This is a genomic window from Roseobacter sp. OBYS 0001, from assembly GCF_019654895.1.
Taxonomy (GTDB): Bacteria; Pseudomonadota; Alphaproteobacteria; order Rhodobacterales; family Rhodobacteraceae; genus Roseobacter; species Roseobacter litoralis.
Genome location: NZ_BPES01000001.1, coordinates 518,989 through 535,728, shown reverse-complemented (window position 1 = coordinate 535,728; position 16,740 = coordinate 518,989). Strand labels below are relative to the sequence as shown.

The 16,740-nt window shown below is 57.8% G+C and carries 18 protein-coding genes; 7 read left to right on the top strand and 11 right to left on the bottom strand.

Annotated elements, in window-relative coordinates:
* Positions 1–9 precede the first annotated feature (9 nt).
* Together bhcB and bhcA are read right to left on the bottom strand one after the other, a co-directional pair.
* Positions 10–981, bottom strand: coding sequence for a beta-hydroxyaspartate dehydratase BhcB (gene bhcB, locus K5Q35_RS02605; protein WP_013961474.1), 972 nt, complete (start codon positions 979–981; stop codon positions 10–12).
* Positions 982–991: 10 nt separating this feature from the next.
* Positions 992–2,182 carry an L-aspartate--glyoxylate aminotransferase BhcA gene (gene bhcA / locus K5Q35_RS02600; protein ID WP_220798330.1) on the bottom strand — a complete coding sequence of 397 codons (1,191 nt, stop codon included), beginning with the start codon at positions 2,180–2,182 and terminating at the stop codon, positions 992–994.
* 206 nt (positions 2,183–2,388) lie between these two features.
* Here bhcA and K5Q35_RS02595 point away from each other — a divergent pair, with 206 nt between their 5' ends.
* The gene (locus tag K5Q35_RS02595) at positions 2,389–3,255 is read left to right on the top strand and encodes an IclR family transcriptional regulator (RefSeq protein ID WP_220798329.1); all 867 of its coding nucleotides are present in this window, start codon (positions 2,389–2,391) and stop codon (positions 3,253–3,255) included.
* Positions 3,256–3,380: 125 nt separating this feature from the next.
* Entirely contained in the window at positions 3,381–4,052 is a 672-nt protein-coding gene (locus K5Q35_RS02590) for a GntR family transcriptional regulator (RefSeq protein WP_220798328.1), read from the top strand.
* A gap of 113 nt (positions 4,053–4,165) precedes the next feature.
* Here the strand turns inward: K5Q35_RS02590 and K5Q35_RS22580 are convergent, their stop codons facing one another.
* From K5Q35_RS22580 to K5Q35_RS02555, 8 genes are all read right to left on the bottom strand, one after another.
* Positions 4,166–4,291 carry a hypothetical protein gene (locus tag K5Q35_RS22580; protein WP_259650436.1) on the bottom strand — a complete coding sequence of 42 codons (126 nt, stop codon included), beginning with the start codon at positions 4,289–4,291 and terminating at the stop codon, positions 4,166–4,168.
* Positions 4,288–5,478: a formate dehydrogenase subunit gamma gene (locus K5Q35_RS02585; RefSeq protein ID WP_220798327.1), complete on the bottom strand. Its 1,191-nt coding sequence runs from the start codon at positions 5,476–5,478 to the stop codon at positions 4,288–4,290. The genes K5Q35_RS22580 and K5Q35_RS02585 overlap by 4 nt, the downstream gene beginning before the upstream one ends.
* 79 nt (positions 5,479–5,557) lie before the next feature.
* A complete protein-coding gene (gene fdh3B, locus K5Q35_RS02580) occupies positions 5,558–6,154 on the bottom strand; it encodes a formate dehydrogenase FDH3 subunit beta (RefSeq protein WP_011569036.1) in 597 nt (198 codons plus the stop codon).
* A gap of 15 nt (positions 6,155–6,169) precedes the next feature.
* A complete protein-coding gene (locus K5Q35_RS02575) occupies positions 6,170–9,052 on the bottom strand; it encodes a formate dehydrogenase subunit alpha (protein WP_220798326.1) in 2,883 nt (960 codons plus the stop codon).
* A gap of 98 nt (positions 9,053–9,150) precedes the next feature.
* The gene (locus tag K5Q35_RS02570; RefSeq protein ID WP_011569038.1) at positions 9,151–9,342 is read right to left on the bottom strand and encodes a hypothetical protein; all 192 of its coding nucleotides are present in this window, start codon (positions 9,340–9,342) and stop codon (positions 9,151–9,153) included.
* Between the two features lie 51 nt (positions 9,343–9,393).
* Positions 9,394–10,002 (bottom strand): molecular chaperone, encoded by a 609-nt coding sequence (locus tag K5Q35_RS02565; protein ID WP_013961468.1) that lies wholly within the window; start codon positions 10,000–10,002, stop codon positions 9,394–9,396.
* Positions 9,999–10,613 (bottom strand): DUF3306 domain-containing protein, encoded by a 615-nt coding sequence (locus tag K5Q35_RS02560; protein ID WP_220798325.1) that lies wholly within the window; start codon positions 10,611–10,613, stop codon positions 9,999–10,001. The genes K5Q35_RS02565 and K5Q35_RS02560 overlap by 4 nt, the downstream gene beginning before the upstream one ends.
* A complete protein-coding gene (locus K5Q35_RS02555; protein ID WP_220798324.1) occupies positions 10,610–11,134 on the bottom strand; it encodes a DUF3305 domain-containing protein in 525 nt (174 codons plus the stop codon). The genes K5Q35_RS02560 and K5Q35_RS02555 overlap by 4 nt, the downstream gene beginning before the upstream one ends.
* A 371-nt stretch (positions 11,135–11,505) precedes the next feature.
* Here K5Q35_RS02555 and K5Q35_RS02550 point away from each other — a divergent pair, with 371 nt between their 5' ends.
* Complete coding sequence (locus K5Q35_RS02550) at positions 11,506–13,461, top strand: 4Fe-4S binding protein (protein ID WP_220798323.1); 1,956 nt, start codon at positions 11,506–11,508, stop codon at positions 13,459–13,461.
* On the opposite strand, the gene K5Q35_RS02545 is transcribed toward K5Q35_RS02550, so the two are convergent.
* Positions 13,455–14,192, bottom strand: a complete 738-nt coding sequence (locus K5Q35_RS02545) for a hypothetical protein (RefSeq protein WP_220798322.1) — start codon at positions 14,190–14,192, stop codon at positions 13,455–13,457. The genes K5Q35_RS02550 and K5Q35_RS02545 overlap by 7 nt on opposite strands.
* A gap of 91 nt (positions 14,193–14,283) precedes the next feature.
* Between K5Q35_RS02545 and K5Q35_RS02540 the strand changes: the two genes are divergently transcribed.
* From K5Q35_RS02540 to K5Q35_RS02525, 4 genes are read left to right on the top strand one after another with little or no spacing between them, the layout of a single operon-like run.
* A complete protein-coding gene (locus K5Q35_RS02540) occupies positions 14,284–14,481 on the top strand; it encodes a DUF6494 family protein (protein WP_013961463.1) in 198 nt (65 codons plus the stop codon).
* The gene (locus K5Q35_RS02535; RefSeq protein ID WP_220798321.1) at positions 14,481–15,548 is read left to right on the top strand and encodes an Mrp/NBP35 family ATP-binding protein; all 1,068 of its coding nucleotides are present in this window, start codon (positions 14,481–14,483) and stop codon (positions 15,546–15,548) included. Before K5Q35_RS02540 ends, K5Q35_RS02535 begins: the two co-directional genes overlap by 1 nt.
* Complete coding sequence (locus K5Q35_RS02530; protein ID WP_220798320.1) at positions 15,545–16,249, top strand: biotin/lipoate--protein ligase family protein; 705 nt, start codon at positions 15,545–15,547, stop codon at positions 16,247–16,249. The genes K5Q35_RS02535 and K5Q35_RS02530 overlap by 4 nt, the downstream gene beginning before the upstream one ends.
* Complete coding sequence (locus K5Q35_RS02525; protein WP_013961460.1) at positions 16,246–16,740, top strand: DUF6505 family protein; 495 nt, start codon at positions 16,246–16,248, stop codon at positions 16,738–16,740. Before K5Q35_RS02530 ends, K5Q35_RS02525 begins: the two co-directional genes overlap by 4 nt.

The window sequence follows — 16,740 nt, the reverse complement described above, 5'->3', positions numbered from 1 at the left end:
AGTCTCTCCTCAGCCCAAGGTCCAGGGCAGTTTATCCAAATCCACATTGCCGCCTGTGATGACCACGCCCACACGCTTGCCCCGAAATACCTCAGGGTTGCGCAGGATCGTAGCCATGGGAACCGCACAGCTCGGTTCAATCACGATCTTCATCCGTTCCCACGTCAGCTTCATCGCGTCGATGATCTCTTGCTCGGAGGCGGTCAGCACGTCCGTGACAAAGCTGGATACAAAATGCCAAGTGTTCTCTTTGAGCGGCACTTTCAACCCGTCGGCAACGGTTACCGGCGCATCATCGGCAATTATATGCCCTGCCCGGAACGAACGCGCCGCATCATCAGCCTGATCGGGCTCGGCTGCATAAATTTCGATCTTGGGCGCAAGGTTTGACAGGGTCAGACAAGTGCCCGAAATCATACCACCGCCCCCGATTGGGGCGATAACCGCATCCATGTTCTCAACCTGCGACAACATCTCAAGCGAACAGGTCGCCTGCCCTGCGATCACACGCGGGTCATTGTAGGGATGCACGAATTCTGCACCCGTGGCCGCTTGCACTTCGGCGAAAACCGCCTCACGGCTGGTAGTGGAAGGCTCGCATTCCGTGATGATCCCGCCGTATCCGCGCACAGCCGCTTTTTTCGCCTCTGGTGCCGTGCGTGGCATCACCACATGACAGGGAATGCCGCGCCGCCCTGCCGCATAGGACAAAGACAAGGCGTGGTTGCCCGACGAATGCGTCGCCACACCCTTTTCAGCCATCTCATCGCTCAGGCCAAAAACTGCATTGGAGGCACCGCGCACCTTGAAGGCACCGGCCTTTTGAAAGTTCTCGCATTTGAAAAACAGCTCCGCCCCCGTCAACGCATTGAAATACGACGACGTCAGGATGGGTGTTTCGTGAATATAGGGTTTGATCCGATCATGTGCGGCGCGCACATCATCAATTGTCAAATCAGAACCGATCATGGAATCCAACATCTCGCCCTCCTTACGCTGCCGACTTGATAGCAGCACCGGTCTTTGAGCGAAAATGCTCTTGCGCTGCCGCAACACCGCTGCCGAGCTCAATCGGGTAATCAAGGTCGGCCATCGCCATTTCGATCGTCGCCAAGCCAGACAGGACCATCACATCCGTCAGGCTGCCAAGGTGACCAATGCGGAACGCCTTGCCATTCATTTCACCGAGACCCACGCCAAAGGACACGCCGTATTGATTGAACGCCTGATCCGTCAAAGCGTTGCTGTCAAAACCCGATGGCACATAGATTGCGCTGACCGTGTCGGAATAGAGATCCGGCGACTGGGCAACCAGTTCAAAACCCCAGGCACCAACGGCACGCCGCACGCCCTCGGCAAGTCGGGTATGGCGTGCATAGACGTTGTCCAACCCTTCCTCGAGCAACATCTTGAGGCTTTCGCGCATCCCGTAGATCAGTTGCAACGGCGGCGTATACGGAAAACCACCCGACGCATTGGCCCCCATCATGTCTTTGAAGTCAAAGAACGTACGCGGCAGAGTGGCCGCTTCCATCGCAGCAAGTGCTTTGTCGCTTACGCCCAGAATGGCCATACCCGTTGCCAGCATGAAGCCTTTCTGCGAACCCGACACAGCGATATCGACACCCCATGCGTCCATTTCGAAAGGCATGGAGGCGAGCGAACTTACACAATCCACAAACAAAAGCGCAGGGTGCGCGGCGGCATCCATCGCGCCACGTACCGCAGCCACATCGGACTTAACCCCGGTTGCGGTTTCGTTGTGCGTCACCAATACGGCCTTGATGCTGTGTGACTTGTCCGCGCTCAACGCCGCTTCAAACTTGTCGGCAGGCGCGCCGGTGCCCCACGGACATTCGATCACCTGAACATCCAGACCGTGCCGTTCACACATGTCGATCCAGCGGTGGCTGAACATACCGTAGCGGGCCACGAGTACCTTGTCGCCGGGGCTCAGCGTATTGCACAACGCCGCCTCCCAGCCGCCGGTTCCGCTGGCGGGGAAAGTGATGACCCGGCCCGATGTTGTGCCGAACACTTTCTTGGTATCCTCCAGAACAGGCGCGAAGGTCTCCACGAAGTCAGGAGCGCGGTGGTCGCGCGTCTGGACATGCATTGCGGCCCGCAAGCGGTCTGGAATATTTGTTGGCCCCGGAATAAACACTGGATTTTGGTCTGACATGGCGAAGTCCTCCTGATCTACGAAATATTTTACACGACAAACCCTCCTTTTTCAATTTTCTCGAAATTGTTTTTCATTATGAACTATAATTACTTATTACACTGATATTATTATATTTTATTCTTTTCAATTTTCACCTTAAACGTAAATTGAAAAATATTTTTACTTCACGTACTATATATTAACGAATAACCGAGGTCCCACAGATGAATACCCAGAAAAGACAGCGCGGGCGCCCCAAATCGCAGTTCAAGGAGAGCTCAGCGGGAACGATGCAGTCGTTGGATCGTGCCTTGGGCGTTCTTGTGGCGGTTGCGAAATCAGAACAGTCGACCCTGACCGATCTGTCACTTTCCCTCGGGGTGCCAACGGCAACCACGCACCGCATTCTGACAACTTTGCAAAAGCATCGATTTGTCATCTTCAACGAAGAACACCAAAGTTGGAGCATCGGGATCGAAGCCTATCGCACAGGTGCGTCTTTCATGAACCGGACCAGCCTGACCGAAGTGAGCCGCCCGATCATGCGCTTCCTGATGGAGAAAACAGGTGAGACGGCCAATCTTGCAATCCCCGATGGGGCCGAAGTCGTGTTCGTCGAACAAATCGAAACGCCCCACCCAATCCGCGCGTTTTTCGCACGCGGCGCGCGCACATCTATGCACGCCTCTGGTATTGGCAAGGCCATTCTGTCGACGATGAGCGAGGATCATGTCAGGCGGCTGCTGATGTCATCAGGATTACAGGCTTTCACCGATAATACACTCACATCCCCGGCAACGCTTTTTTCAGACCTCGCCGAGACCAAAACGCGCGGCTATTCCTATGACCGCGAAGAGCGTTACCTCGGCATGTCCTGCATCGGCAGTGCTGTTTTTGACGAACGCGGCGAAGCCTGTGGCGGCGTGTCCATTTCAGGGCCAAGCACACGGTTTGACAGTATGCGCGTCCCTGAACTGGGTGCCATCGTCGCAGAAGCGGCTGGTCAGATATCGCAGTTGATCGGGGGACGCAGGCGCGAACCTCACGCAGACGATATTGCGCCGGACCCGACAACAGATCCCGCGGGCTGATCGGTGCTCGCGGTGAAAATTCTGCGCCTTTGCGCGTCTCAACCTCTTGTTTGCAAATAACGAATACCTAAATTGTATACAAACAAGCCTGTCACCAAATAAACAAATGTAAGTCAGGGCGCAACATGGGAACCAAGCAAGCCAACCGGATTGCAGATGCTTTGGAGGAAATGGTTTTCACAGGCCAGTTCCAAGAAGGCGAGCGCCTGGACGAGATGCGTCTGGCGAAGAAGTTTGGCGTATCCCGCACCCCTGTGCGCGAGGCATTGCAGCGCCTTGTCGCGACGGACCTTGCAGAACAAATGCCCAGACGCGGCGTGTTTGTGCGCCAACCCAATTCGATCACGCTGACAGAGATGTTCGAGACCATGGCCGAGGTCGAAGGCGTCTGCGGTCGCCTTGCCGCGCAGCGCATGACAGCCGAAGGGCTTGCCACGCTTGAGACCCTCAATGGCTTATGTCTTGATGCAATCGAACAGGACGACACGGACGGCTATTCGCGCCACAACGAGAGCTTTCATCATTTGATTTACCGCTCTGCCGGAAATGCCTTTTTGGAAGGCGAAGCCTTGCGTCTGTATCGCCGTCTGAAGCCGTTCAGGCGCGTGCAATTCCAGATGCGCGGGCGCATGCAGGAATCTGTCAAGGAGCACGAAGCCCTGGTAGAAGCCTTCGCTGTTGGCCATGCGGAACGCGCCTGCGACATTCTGCGATCACATGTCGGAACCCAGGGCGAGCGGTTTTTTCACCAGATGGCGCAGCTGCGTCGCAACCCGGACATCCGGATCGCGAGCTAAAGCGTTTCGGGTTAGTCCTGAATAACTTGTTCGCGGCCTCTCCCTGCGGTCGAACGCGAAACGTGTTATGCACTACCTCAAGTTAAACTTGAAATGCTATAGAACACGCATCTTCAGTCCAGACGGACGGCGTCGCCTGTTGTCTGGGCCTGCGAAGAAAACCCCAATTCCGGCAAAACGTAGCTGGCCGTGAACGCGATCACACCCATCGTCGCAAAGGCGAGGAAAATCTCTCTCATGACGACCTCCCCGCTTGCGCTTCTTTGGCTTTGACTTCTTCGACCCACAGGCTGTGGTGCTCACGTGCCCATTGCTCTTCTACCTCTCCGGACCCCATGGCGTCATAGGCACCTTCCATGCCGACCGACCCGATGTAGATATGCGCAATCACAATCGCAAAGAGGACGAAGCTGATGATAGAATGCCAGAGCTGCGCGTATTGCATTTCCGTATGCGGCGCGAGGTTTGTGTTCAATTCGCCCAACCCGATCAACTGAGGGATGCCAAAGTCATTCAGCTTGGCAAAAGTCGCGGCAAACATTGGCAACTCGAACGGGAACAACAAAGACAAACCGGAGGCTGAGATAGAGCCACCCAAGACGATCACGGACCAGAAAATGAACTTCTGGCCGGCGTTGAACTTTTTGGCCGGCGGATGCCCACCACCAAATATACCGCCACCCTTGCGCAGCCAGTAGATGTCTGAGCGGTGCGGCAGATTATGCACGACCCAGAGGAAAAAGATCATCACGATGGCCAGCATAAAGGCCCATGACACGTTATTATGGATCCATTTCGCGCCGATCGCGATGGTCGAAAACGCCTCTGGCCCCAAGGCCGGGATGAGAAATTTGCGCCCCAAAAGCGATATCACTCCTGTAAGACCCAGGAGAATGAACGACCCGGCCAGAAGCCAATGGGCAAAACGCTCAATCGACTTGAAGCGCAGGATCGTTCTGCCCGTTTTTTCCCCGTCAATGCGGATGCGCCCACGGATCAGGTAGAACAACACCAGCGACGCCATGGTGACCAGTATCAGGCCAAAGCCGTAGGTCGACAGCGGCCCCTCACGAAACTGCAACCACCACATGCCGGTGTCCTGAATGAGAACCGTCGCTGCGGGGTGTTGCACCTGCGTGGTGATATCGGCGCTGTCAAAGCGCAACGCGCGCCACAGGTCAGGATCAGACGCGCCGCCAAGCGTGCCGAGCTGGTCCGTCGTCGGTTTTGCCGCAGCGGGGTTCCCGGTCAGACCGCTGCGGAATTCATTCCCGACTTTCTGGCCTTCCTGACGCTTCATGATGTCTTCGAGCGTTGTTGCCCCCCCGGTCGCAGAGCGGTCGGTTTCAGCAACAGGCGCTTCCTGTGCGAACGCAGGCAGGCAAAGGGAAAAAGTGATCAGCAAAGCGTAGATCAAACGCAGCATGTGTTTATCCTATCCAAGATAGCGAGGGGCGGCCCTCAAAAGAACCGCCCCCTGTAAGTTAGTGCGACAAAGGGGCCTATCAGCCGCCTTTTTGGTCGTATGCTGTTCCCCAGCCCCATGCGCCGGAGCCAAAGCCACGCGCCACGACACGCTCGCGGTAGATGCCCGCGACCACATCGCCGTCACCGGCCAGAAGCGCTTTGGTGGCGCACATCTCGGCGCAGATCGGCAGTTTGCCTTCCGCGATCCGGTTGCGGCCATACTTCTGGAATTCGGCGGTGGAGTGGTTTTCTTCGGGGCCACCGGCGCAGAAGGTACATTTGTCCATCTTGCCACGGGATCCGAAGTTGCCCGCCTGCGGGAACTGAGGCGCGCCGAAGGGGCATGCGTAAAAGCAGTACCCGCAGCCGATGCAGAGGTCCTTTGAGTGCAGGACCACGCCCTCTTCGTTCTGGTAGAAACAATCCACCGGACAGACGGCCATACACGGCGCGTCCGAACAGTGCATGCAGGCAACGGAGATCGACCGTTCACCCGGCTTGCCGTCATTCAGGGTGACGACCTTCCGGCGGTTGATGCCCCACGGCACTTCGTGCTCGTTCTTACAGGCGGTAACGCAGGCGTTGCATTCAATGCAGCGTTCAGCGTCGACGAGAAATTTTGCTCTAGCGGCCATTGTTCATGTCCTCCCTTATGCTGCCCAGATTTTGCAAAGAGTGGCTTTCGTCTCTTGCATCTGGGTTACGCTGTCATAGCCATAGGTCTGTGCGGTGTTGGTGGATTCACCCAATACATAGGGATCGGCACCTTCGGGGTATTTGTCCCGCAGATCCACACCTTCCATATGTCCGCCAAAGTGGAATGGCATGAAGGCCACGCCGGATTCGACCCGTTCGGTGATCAGGGCCTTCACTTTGACCTTGCCCCCTTCGGGCCCCTCGACCCAAACGTCTGAGCCATCACGAATGCCAAGGTTGTTGGCATCACGCGTGTTGACCTCAACGAACATGTCCTGCTGAAGCTCAGCCAGCCATGGGTTGGAACGTGTCTCATCCCCGCCCCCTTCATATTCGACCAATCGACCGGAGGTCAGCACCATTGGATACTCCTTGGAGAAATCCTGATCCTGAATGGACTTGTACATGGTCGGCAGGCGCCAGAACTTTTTATCCTCATAGGTCGGATAATCAGCCACCAGATCGCGACGGTTGGTATAAAGCGCTTCGCGGTGGATTGGCACCGGATCGGGGAAGGTCCAGACGACCGCGCGGGCCTTGGCATTCCCGAAGGGCGCACAGCCATGCTTGATCGCGACCCGCTGGATGCCGCCCGAAAGGTCGGTTTTCCAGTTGGTTTTAGGCCCTGCCACGGCGTCGATGGCCGCACGTTCGTCTGCCGTGAGATCACCGTCCCAGCCAAGATCCATCAACATCTGCATGGTGAATTCGGGATATCCGTCCTGAATTTCCGCACCGGGGTTGGACACCCCTTCTGCCAGCAGGTTGTCACCGTCCCGCTCCACGCCAAAGCGCGCACGGAAGGCAAGACCGCCTTCGGCCACCGGAATGGACATATCATAGAGGTTCGCCGTTCCGGGGTGGTTCATCTCGGGCGTGCCCCAGCAAGGCCATGGCATGCCGTAGAAATCGCCATCTGCCGGTCCACCAACCGCACGCAGTGTTGTGCGGTCAAAGGTATGCTGGTTCGCCATGTGCAGTTTCAGGCGCTCCGGGCTTTGGCCGGTATAGCCGATGGTCCACATGCCGCTGTTGAACTCGCGGGTGATGTCTTCGATGATCGGTTCATTGCCTTCAAAACCGATGTTGCGGAAGATGCGGTCCTTGAACCCGAACTTTTCCGAGAACATCGCGATGATCTCGTGATCCGTCTTGGATTCAAACAGCGGTTCCATGATCTTCTCGCGCCACTGCAAGGACCGGTTGGACGCCGTGACAGAGCCGCGCGTTTCAAACTGCGTGGCCGCAGGCAGCAGATAGACGCCATCTTGACGGTCCTGCAAAACCGCAGACACGGTCGGGAATGGATCGACCACGACCAGCATGTCGAGCTTCTCCATCGCCGTCTTCATCTCTTTCATGCGGGTCTGAGAGTTTGGCGCATGGCCCCACAGAACCATGGCGCGGGTGTTGTCCGGCTGGTCCATGTTCTCAGCATCTTCAAGCACGCCATCAATCCAGCGTGACACCGGGATACCGGTCTGGTTCATCATCTTCTTGCCGTCAAACTCGGCGTCCGAGAAACGACCCTTGAGCCAGTCCAGATCCTCATCCCAGACCCGTGCCCAATGCGCCCAGGACCCATCGGACAGACCATAGTAGCCCGGCAGTGTATTCGCCAGAACACCAAGGTCCGTGGCGCCCTGAACGTTGTCGTGGCCGCGGAAGATGTTCGTACCGCCACCCGCTGTGCCCATGTTGCCAAGCGCAAGCTGCAGGATGCAATACGCACGCGTATTGTTATTCCCATTGGTGTGCTGCGTACCACCCATGCACCAGATCACGGTGCCGGGACGGTTGTTCGCGAGCGTCCGCGCAACGCGCTTGAGCTGGCTGCCGGGGGCACCGGTGACGCGCTCAACCTCTTCAGGGTTCCACTTGGCGACTTCTTTCTTAATCTCATCCATGCCCCAGACGCGGGTGCGGATGAATTCCTTGTCTTCCCAACCGTTTTCAAAGATGTGGTACAGGATACCCCAGACCAGAGCCACGTCCGATCCCGGACGGAAACGGACATATTCATCCGCATGGGCCGCCGTGCGCGTAAAGCGCGGATCGCACACGATCAACGGCGCGTTGTTCTGCTCTTTGGCTTTCAGCATGTGCAACAGCGACACAGGGTGCGCTTCGGCAGGATTGCCACCAATAAGGAACATCGCCCGCGAATTGTGCATGTCGTTGTAGCTGTTGGTCATGGCGCCGTAGCCCCATGTGTTCGCCACACCCGCAACGGTCGTCGAGTGACAAATCCGCGCCTGGTGGTCGACGTTATTCGTGCCCCAGTAGGCGGCAAATTTGCGGAACAGATAGGCCTGTTCGTTGTTGTGCTTGGCGGAGCCCAGCCAGTAGACAGAATCCGGTCCGCTTTCCTCGCGGATTTTCATCATGCCGTCGCCGATCTCGTTGATCGCCTGCTCCCAAGAGATTTTGACCCACTCGCCATTCTCTTTCTTCATCGGGTACTTCAAGCGACGCTCACCGTGGGCGTGCTCGCGTACCGCGGCCCCTTTGGCGCAATGCGCACCAAGGTTGAAAGGGCTGTCCCAGCCGGGCTCCTGCCCTGTCCAGACACCATTGGCGACTTCGGCGATGACCGTGCAGCCGACGGAGCAGTGCGTGCATACCGATTTCTTCAGCTCAACAGCGCCTGTGACACTTGCTGCGGCGGAGGCCTGAGTGACAGATCCGCCCGTTGCGGATATGGCAGCCAGACCACCGATGGCGAGGCCTGAGCCGCGCAGAAACGCACGACGGTCTACAGATGATGAGGTTCCTTCAGCGAGGATGCTTGTGCGTCCCGCCCGCTGTCCGACCGAATTGGTCTTTTTCCTGAGCATTTTTCTCTCCCTTGCTGCCCCAAATAGGTGGCTGGGTTACTAGGTTTGTCGTGCATCCCGATGTGCGTGAAACTCACGCCGCACCGGAAAGCGCGATTTCAAAAGCGCGTGCTGTCGAGGTAAGCGCGCGTGTGTGCGGTGTCCTGAATTCTGTTCAGGTCAAGATCGGGCTCGGCGGCCTCGGCGGATGTTGCGCCGACCGCAGCCGCAGCAACTGCTGCCGGTGCTGCTGTCCCAGCCAGTTTCAGAAAATCGCGACGACTTGCCTCGCCTTCCGTTTTCTTAGCCATGTTTCACTTCCTTTCGTTTGTCTCGGGCAGCGTCCTGCCCAGTGGTGCAGGTTATCCTGCCGTCATGCGAAATGCTTCGCGTTCAATACTCATGAATTCACGCCCGACCGCGCCGACAGATGCGTAGAAAACCGACGACTTCGCGGCCTCCAGATCGGTAAAGAAATGCGTCGCCCAAGGGCCCAGATGGTTGTTATAAAACGTCTTTTGCTGATCCAAAGAGACCTTTGAACCAAAACGGCCGACGATCAAGCCACCCATGGTTTCCATTAAGGATGCGATACTATCTTCGGGCTCAAAGACATTGTCCGCGCGCGTCACCTGCAAAGACGCCATATCCTGACGCAACCGCGCCAGCGGCTTTTCATTCAGGAACCCGGTCAGATAGTAACTTGCGTAGGGCAGCAATTCGCCGCGCCCCAAGCCGATGAACAGCGCATTGAATTCACGCTCAACACTCTTTGGCTTGCTTGCCTTTGCCACACGAGACAGCCCCGCAATCGCCTCGCCCAGCGGGCTTTCATCGCCACTCAATGCGGCCGTTTGTTCCAGCAGCATCTCATCCGCGGGACGTGCAAGCAGCAGACCGAGGAAGTTGTACAAATCCGCGCGCAGGCGGTCTTCGGCATCGACTTCAATGGGTTGGGCGGAAGCGGTCATGCGCTCGCCTCCTCAAACTGAAACCGCATGCGTCTTGGCGTGGGTGCCGCAGCTTCCGGTTCTGTAGGTTGTTCTTCTTGCACGCTTGATACTGGCGTGGCTTCTTCGCTGTCCACGATTGTCACGTCTGGTTCGCGTGCCTCGGCAATCAGTTCTTCTTCTATTTCTATTTCTTCTTCGGCAGAGTCCTTGGCGAGCTTGGCATCTGCCTGACGTTGCATTTCCTCGATATGCTTCGTCATGCCCTTGCCCACCTGATAGGCCGTCTTGATCGGTTCGTTCAAAAGCATCGCAGCACGGTAGTCGTCGTCGTATTCATTCAGACCATCGACACAGGCCAGCACGGGGTTGCTGCGCCAAAGGGTGCGCAGCGCCTGACGGCGCAGATGTTCGGGCACATCACGCGCCATGAAAGCTGAGAAGTCATCGCCTTTTTGCATCCCGGCGGGATCGGGCAAGCCCATTTCCTCCAGAACCTCGGCGTCGTCTCTCTCCGCCAAAGCTTCATCACGGGTTAGAACTTCGGCTTCCTCAACAGCGCGCAGTTCCGCATCTGCCTCGGCCTGAACGGCGGCGCGGCGGCGCGCCCAGAACGTTGTCTTGCCGCTCATTCTGCGGCCTCACGGGGTTGCGTGACGGGCGCTCGGTATACATCCGTTGCCTGCGCAATCCGTCGATCACCGATACCATCATCTTTGCGATCCACCCGCTGCTTGTTGCGCCGCCGTTTCACAAACGGCTCTTCGACATGGTATTTCTCAACGAAATCCTGAACCCACGCATAGACCGCTGGTGGCATCGCCACCTTCTCGACAATCTCCTCGCCCGAATCGCAGTAGTCCTGCGCCTCGTAGGGTGAAACGGTGACATGCATCACGTCCAACTGCCCGTCACCGGACGCCTTCGACGGGCGCAGCACAATGTAAATTGAAGGCATCTCTGTTCCGAACTCATGCGCGTAGGCCTCCGTGTCGGACACGTAAAGCCAAAGCTCCTTGGTTGCGGCATGATACTCGGTCACGTCCCCATCAGAGCGCAAACGCTTCCAATCAGCGTCTGCCGCACCCGGCAAGACCGCGATGGCCTTCCAAGACCACTTTACCCAGCGGGTCACGCCGGGCGCTTTTCTCATGACAACTCCCAGTCGCATTGACTGAGCGTTCGGATAGTTCACAAACAAAAGGGTACCTCGCACTGTTCCCTTGCCCTTACACCTTATCAAATCACGCCGCTGTTCCTAGGAAAATCTTGCATACGCGGGTACACAGAGGGTGATTTACCGAATGCCGCCGTTTTTTGTTTTCAGCCAACAAATTGAAAACATTACGGTTTATAAATATTGCATTGAATCAAGTATTTTTGACATACCCTGATTTTGCACAGCACCCCTCTTAAGTTCGTCAAAACACTTGGAATTCCGGTTTGCGCGCGGGGGTAATCCTGAGTAATCATGCCGCAGCGCGCGTCCAAAACAGCAATAATCAGCGCCCTGCGGAGGAAGACATGACCAAAACGCTTGTCGTATGCGACTGCCTTGGCAGCCAGTCTATTGATGTCACGGCTCTCGAAGCAGGGACCGGTTTTTCCTGCTCCAGAGTTTTTTCCGACGCATGCGGCAGCCAGATTGAACAGACCGCAAAGCTGATCACGTCCGGGGATGCTGTCATAGCGTGCCAGCAGCAGGCGCGGCTTTTTACGGAACTGGCCGAAGAGTTGGAGGCAGAGACGCCGGGTTTTGTCGACATTCGCGATCGCGCGGGCTGGACCGCACCAGGTGAGAACCCTACCCCAAAGATGGCCGCTCTCGTAGCAGAGGCGCTTGTGCCGGTGCCGTCAGAAAAAACATTGGATATCGTATCTCACGGGACCTGTCTGGTGATCGGGGACAGCGAGGCGGCCTGGAGCGCAGCACGCGATCTGAGCGCAACACTGGCGGTCACCCTTCTGACACCAACAGCGGGCGACGCTGAGCAGGCGTCCGTCTTTGAGATTGTATCAGGGCGATTGGCACGGGCGCAGGGCAGTCTGGGCCAGTTCGATCTGCGGATCGACAGCTTTCAACAGATGATCGCGGGAGGGCGCGGCAGCCCGACCTGGACAGACCCCAGGGACGCCGCACGATCATCCTGCGATGTCATTCTGGATTTGTCTGGTGGCACATCCCTTTTCCCCGCCCCCGCGAAACGGGACGGATACCTGCGTGCGGACCCCGGCAGCGCACCCGCCGTCGCCAAGGCTGTTTTTGCCGCAGCGCAACTTGTCGGGACCTTTGAAAAACCGCTTTACGTTCGACTGGAAGAACCAATCTGCGCCCACTCCCGGGCCGGTCAGTCAGCTTGTACAAAATGCCTTGATGTTTGCCCAACCGGGGCAATCACATCTGCGGGTGATCATGTCGCGATCGACCCGTTGATCTGTGCAGGCTGCGGTGCTTGTTCAGCACTCTGCCCGTCGGGTGCGATTACGTATGACGCGCCGCCCGTCGGATCGGTCTTCAGCAGACTGCACACGCTTGCCACCACCTATCGAAACGCGGGCGGACATGCACCGCGCTTGCTCGTGCATGATGGTGAGTTCGGAACTGAGATGATATCCCTCAGCGCGCGCCATGGACGCGGGCTCCCTGCGGATGTGATCCCGTTGAACGTCTCAGCACTGGCAGGTTTCGGACACGCGGAAATGCTCGCGGCCCTCGCCACCGGCTTTACATCGGTGAATGTGCTTCTGGCCCCCACAACCGAAGGCGACGTGATCACCAGCGAAGCGGCCCTTGCCAATGCGGTTTCGGGTCAAGACAGCGTCCGTGTCCTCGACCTGTCGGACCCCGACGCATTGTCAGACACATTATACGCCGCCGAAAACGGCGTTGCCGTTGCGGACCCGATTTTGCCACTGGGCAGCCGCCGCCAGGTCGCGCGGCTTGCCGCCAAGGCCCTCAGACCAGAGGCAGAGGTGTTGGAACTGCCGGACGCGGCCCCCTATGGCGCGATACTGGTCGATACCGACGCGTGCACGCTGTGTCTGTCCTGTGTTTCTTTGTGCCCCTCTGGTGCGTTGGGCGACAACCCAGACAATCCGCAGCTACGGTTTCAGGAAGATGCCTGCCTGCAATGCGGTCTGTGCAGCAACATCTGCCCCGAACAGGCGATCACCCTCAAGCCGCAGTTTGACCTGACGGACGCTGCCTTCACCCAAAAGGTGGTGCACGAAGAAGAACCCTTTGCCTGTGTCGACTGCGGCAGCCTTTTCGGCGTGAAATCCACGGTTGAGCGGATCACGGAGAAACTGGCAGGCAATCACGCGATGTTTTCCAGCCCCGAGACGATCCGGATGATCCAGATGTGCGACAACTGCCGTATTCAGGCACAGTTTCACGCAACGGATAATCCCTTCGCAGGCAAAGAGCGCCCGCGCGTGCGCACCTCTGAAGACTATCTGAGCAAGCGCAAGGATCACTGATGCTTCAGCGGGGCCCCAAGATCAGCCGGCGCAATGCCGGACACATAGGCGAGGATTGCGTCCAGCTCCTGCGTCGTCATCGACATCGGCACCATGGGCGACGGGCGGCTTTCGTCAAAGGGCGCTGTGACGCCTTCGATCTGGGTAAAGCTGGGATGTGGCTTGAGCAGATGGAATGTCGCGAAACGGGTGTGCCAGTCTTTGAACGACCGCATCAGCGCAAAGGACGGGGTCGAGCCCATGCCCTTCATCCGGTTCGTTTCATTGACCACATGGCACCGACCACAAAGCGACAACGACAGTGCTTCACCAGCCAGTACATCCCCGTCGAGAACAACCGCCTCAACCACTGCCACCTCTTCTTTGGGCGCGGTGAACCCATCGCCCTGCGGGCTGGCGTAGCTTTCGATCGTGCGGATACCCAAATCCGACTGAAGCCATGCAAGAAACCTTTCGGCCCGCCCGTCGCCTGCATGCGACAGATGCCACGTCTGGCCAAGTCCCTCAAAGACCGCAGTGCCCTGCGTCCCGAACTGCATGTCCGCATCATCCGCAGCGGCATCGCGATCAATCCGAACGCCTGTCTTGAGCGAAAACCGCGGCAGCAGAAACTGCATGAAACCAGAGGCTTCCAGCACTTCTGGCACAGCCAGTCGCAGGTTGCTTTCCTGTGCAACCGCACCGAAGGCCAACATCATACTGACACAAAACGACCCAAGAATGGCTTTCAAATGGCTGTTCCTTTGGCTTTCCCTCTGGGTTCCATCTAAAAGCCCCCTTACACAACCGTCAAGCATTCCAGCCCGACCAAGGAGAGATAGAATGAACGAAGATTTCAACATGTCCATGCGCAAATTCCTCAAACAAGTTGGCGTGACCTCGCAGCAGGCCATTGAAGAAGCCATGCGAAATGCGGGTGAAACTGCCGGAAAAACCTATGAGGCCAAAGTTGTGCTGACCGTTGATGGTCTGGACATTGAGCATGTGGTGAGCGGTCAGATCACGGGCGCTTCAGACTGATGAGCCTGACACGTGATGCGGTGCTGGCCGCTTTGAAAACAGTGTCGGACCCCATATCCGACAGCGATATCGTGGCCGCAGGTCTGGTCAAGGCGCTCACCGTTGATGACAAGGGGGCCGTACGCTTTGTGATGGAGGTCTCCCCCTCACAGGTAAAGACTTACGAAGCGGTAAAGGATGCGGCCGAGAAAGCCGTGCAGGACCTCGGTGCATCCGCCGTTCAGGTCTTGATGACCGCACATAGCACGCCCGCAGCCCCGCCCGACCTCAAACCGCAACGGTCTTCTGAACCGTCCGGGCCACAGAAGATTCCGGGTATCGACCGCATTCTTGCCATCGCGTCGGGCAAGGGCGGCGTTGGTAAATCCACGCTGTCGGCGAATATCGCCTGCGCGCTGGCGGCAGAGGGTCGCCGCGTGGGCTTGCTGGACGCCGATGTCTACGGGCCATCCCAGCCGCGCATGCTGGGTGTGTCGGGCAGACCCGCCTCACCCGATGGCAAAATTATCCTGCCCATGCGCAACTATGGCGTCACGATGATGTCCATTGGCCTGATGCAGAACGAAGACCAAGCGGTCGTCTGGCGCGGGCCGATGCTGATGGGCGCGTTGCAGCAGATGATGAATCAGGTGCAATGGGGTGCGCTTGACGTGCTGATCGTGGACCTGCCGCCGGGCACCGGTGATGTGCAGATGACGCTGACGCAAAAGTTTCAGGTGGATGGCGCAATCGTCGTCTCAACCCCGCAGGACGTGGCTTTGCTGGATGCGCGCAAGGGCATTGACATGTTCAACCAGTTGGGCACGCCGATATTGGGCATGATCGAAAACATGTCGACACATACCTGCTCGAACTGCGGTCACGAAGAACATGTGTTCGGGCATGGCGGTGTCGCCAGAGAAGCCGAAAAAATTGGCGTGCCGCTCTTGGCTGAGATACCGCTGCACCTTGATATCAGACTGGCGGCAGATGGCGGCGCGCCCATCGTCGTCTCGAAACCCGACAGCCCGCAAGCCACTGCCTTTCGTGACGTTGCCAAGCGGCTTATTGCTGACGGAAAAGCATGACACCTCTTTCATTTCCACCCCTGTTTACCGGCGAGGACACCCGGGGCGAAGATCCGCTGCACTTTGCCTGCGCCCGCGCACAGGCCCGGTGCGACGCCGGGTTGGTCGCTTATGATTTGCGCGCCGATGTCCTGCACGCAGCGCTTGTGTTTGCCCCTGAGGTCCCCCTGCGAAAGGCTGCGATCATGCTGCCGATTTGCGGTATCGGGTTTCAGAATGCACTCGGCGCGCTGGCCCCCCCGGAGATCGCTGTGCATCTGGACTGGACCGGCGGCATAAGGATCAACGGTGGCACGGCTGGACTGCTCAAGATGGTTGCCTCGCCCGCCAGTCCTGATCAGGTGCCGGACTGGATGGTGGTTGGCCTTGATCTGGCCATCTGGCCCGCCAGCGCCGAAACCGGCAATACGCCCGACGTGACGGCGCTCATTTCCGAAGGATGCGGCGATGTGGAGGCCCCTGCCCTGCTCGAAGCATGGGTGCGCCACACATTGGTCTGGATCAACCGCTGGAGCGAGGATGGCCCGCGCGCTATTCACAGCGAATGGTCCGGACTTGTTCACGGTCTGGAAAAAGAAGCACAAGTGCGTGACATCGCGGGTGTCTTCAAAGGCGTTGACGAAGACTTCGGGATGATCTTGCACAATGACGACGGCAATCAGATCATTGCGATCACTGATATTCTGACGGAGGTTCCATGAAACTCGCACGCGCCATCCATTTTGACGAAAGCGATACCCGCGTCTTTCACAGCCCGGCCCGAACCGGCGAGTGGTGCCTGTCCGGCGGCTTTGAATTCTCCAACTGGTCGGATGGGGATATGGTGGGCAAGGCCCGCCAAGCCTTTACCAATGGCTGGATGGGGCTTGAGACCTTCGGGCGCACGACCTTTGTGGCCGTCGCACCGCTCGAGCCTTTTGAACGCGACGCGCTGGCCAAATCGCTGGCGCAGCACTTTGTCAGTATTTATGGCGCACCCTCAGTCGAGGCCGCGATGGGCACAGCCTTTGATGAAATCGATCAGATGATCGAGCTTTGCGAAGATCAACCGCCCAACACGTTGCTCACCATCACGCGCGAACTGACCCCCGCAGGGGTCAAGGAAAGCTATGGGATGATCGAGCCGCAAGATGCCGGCATAGACCAGTTTGCCGTGCACGGCTCCCTCGATGAAGAGCCGCACCAGCACTAA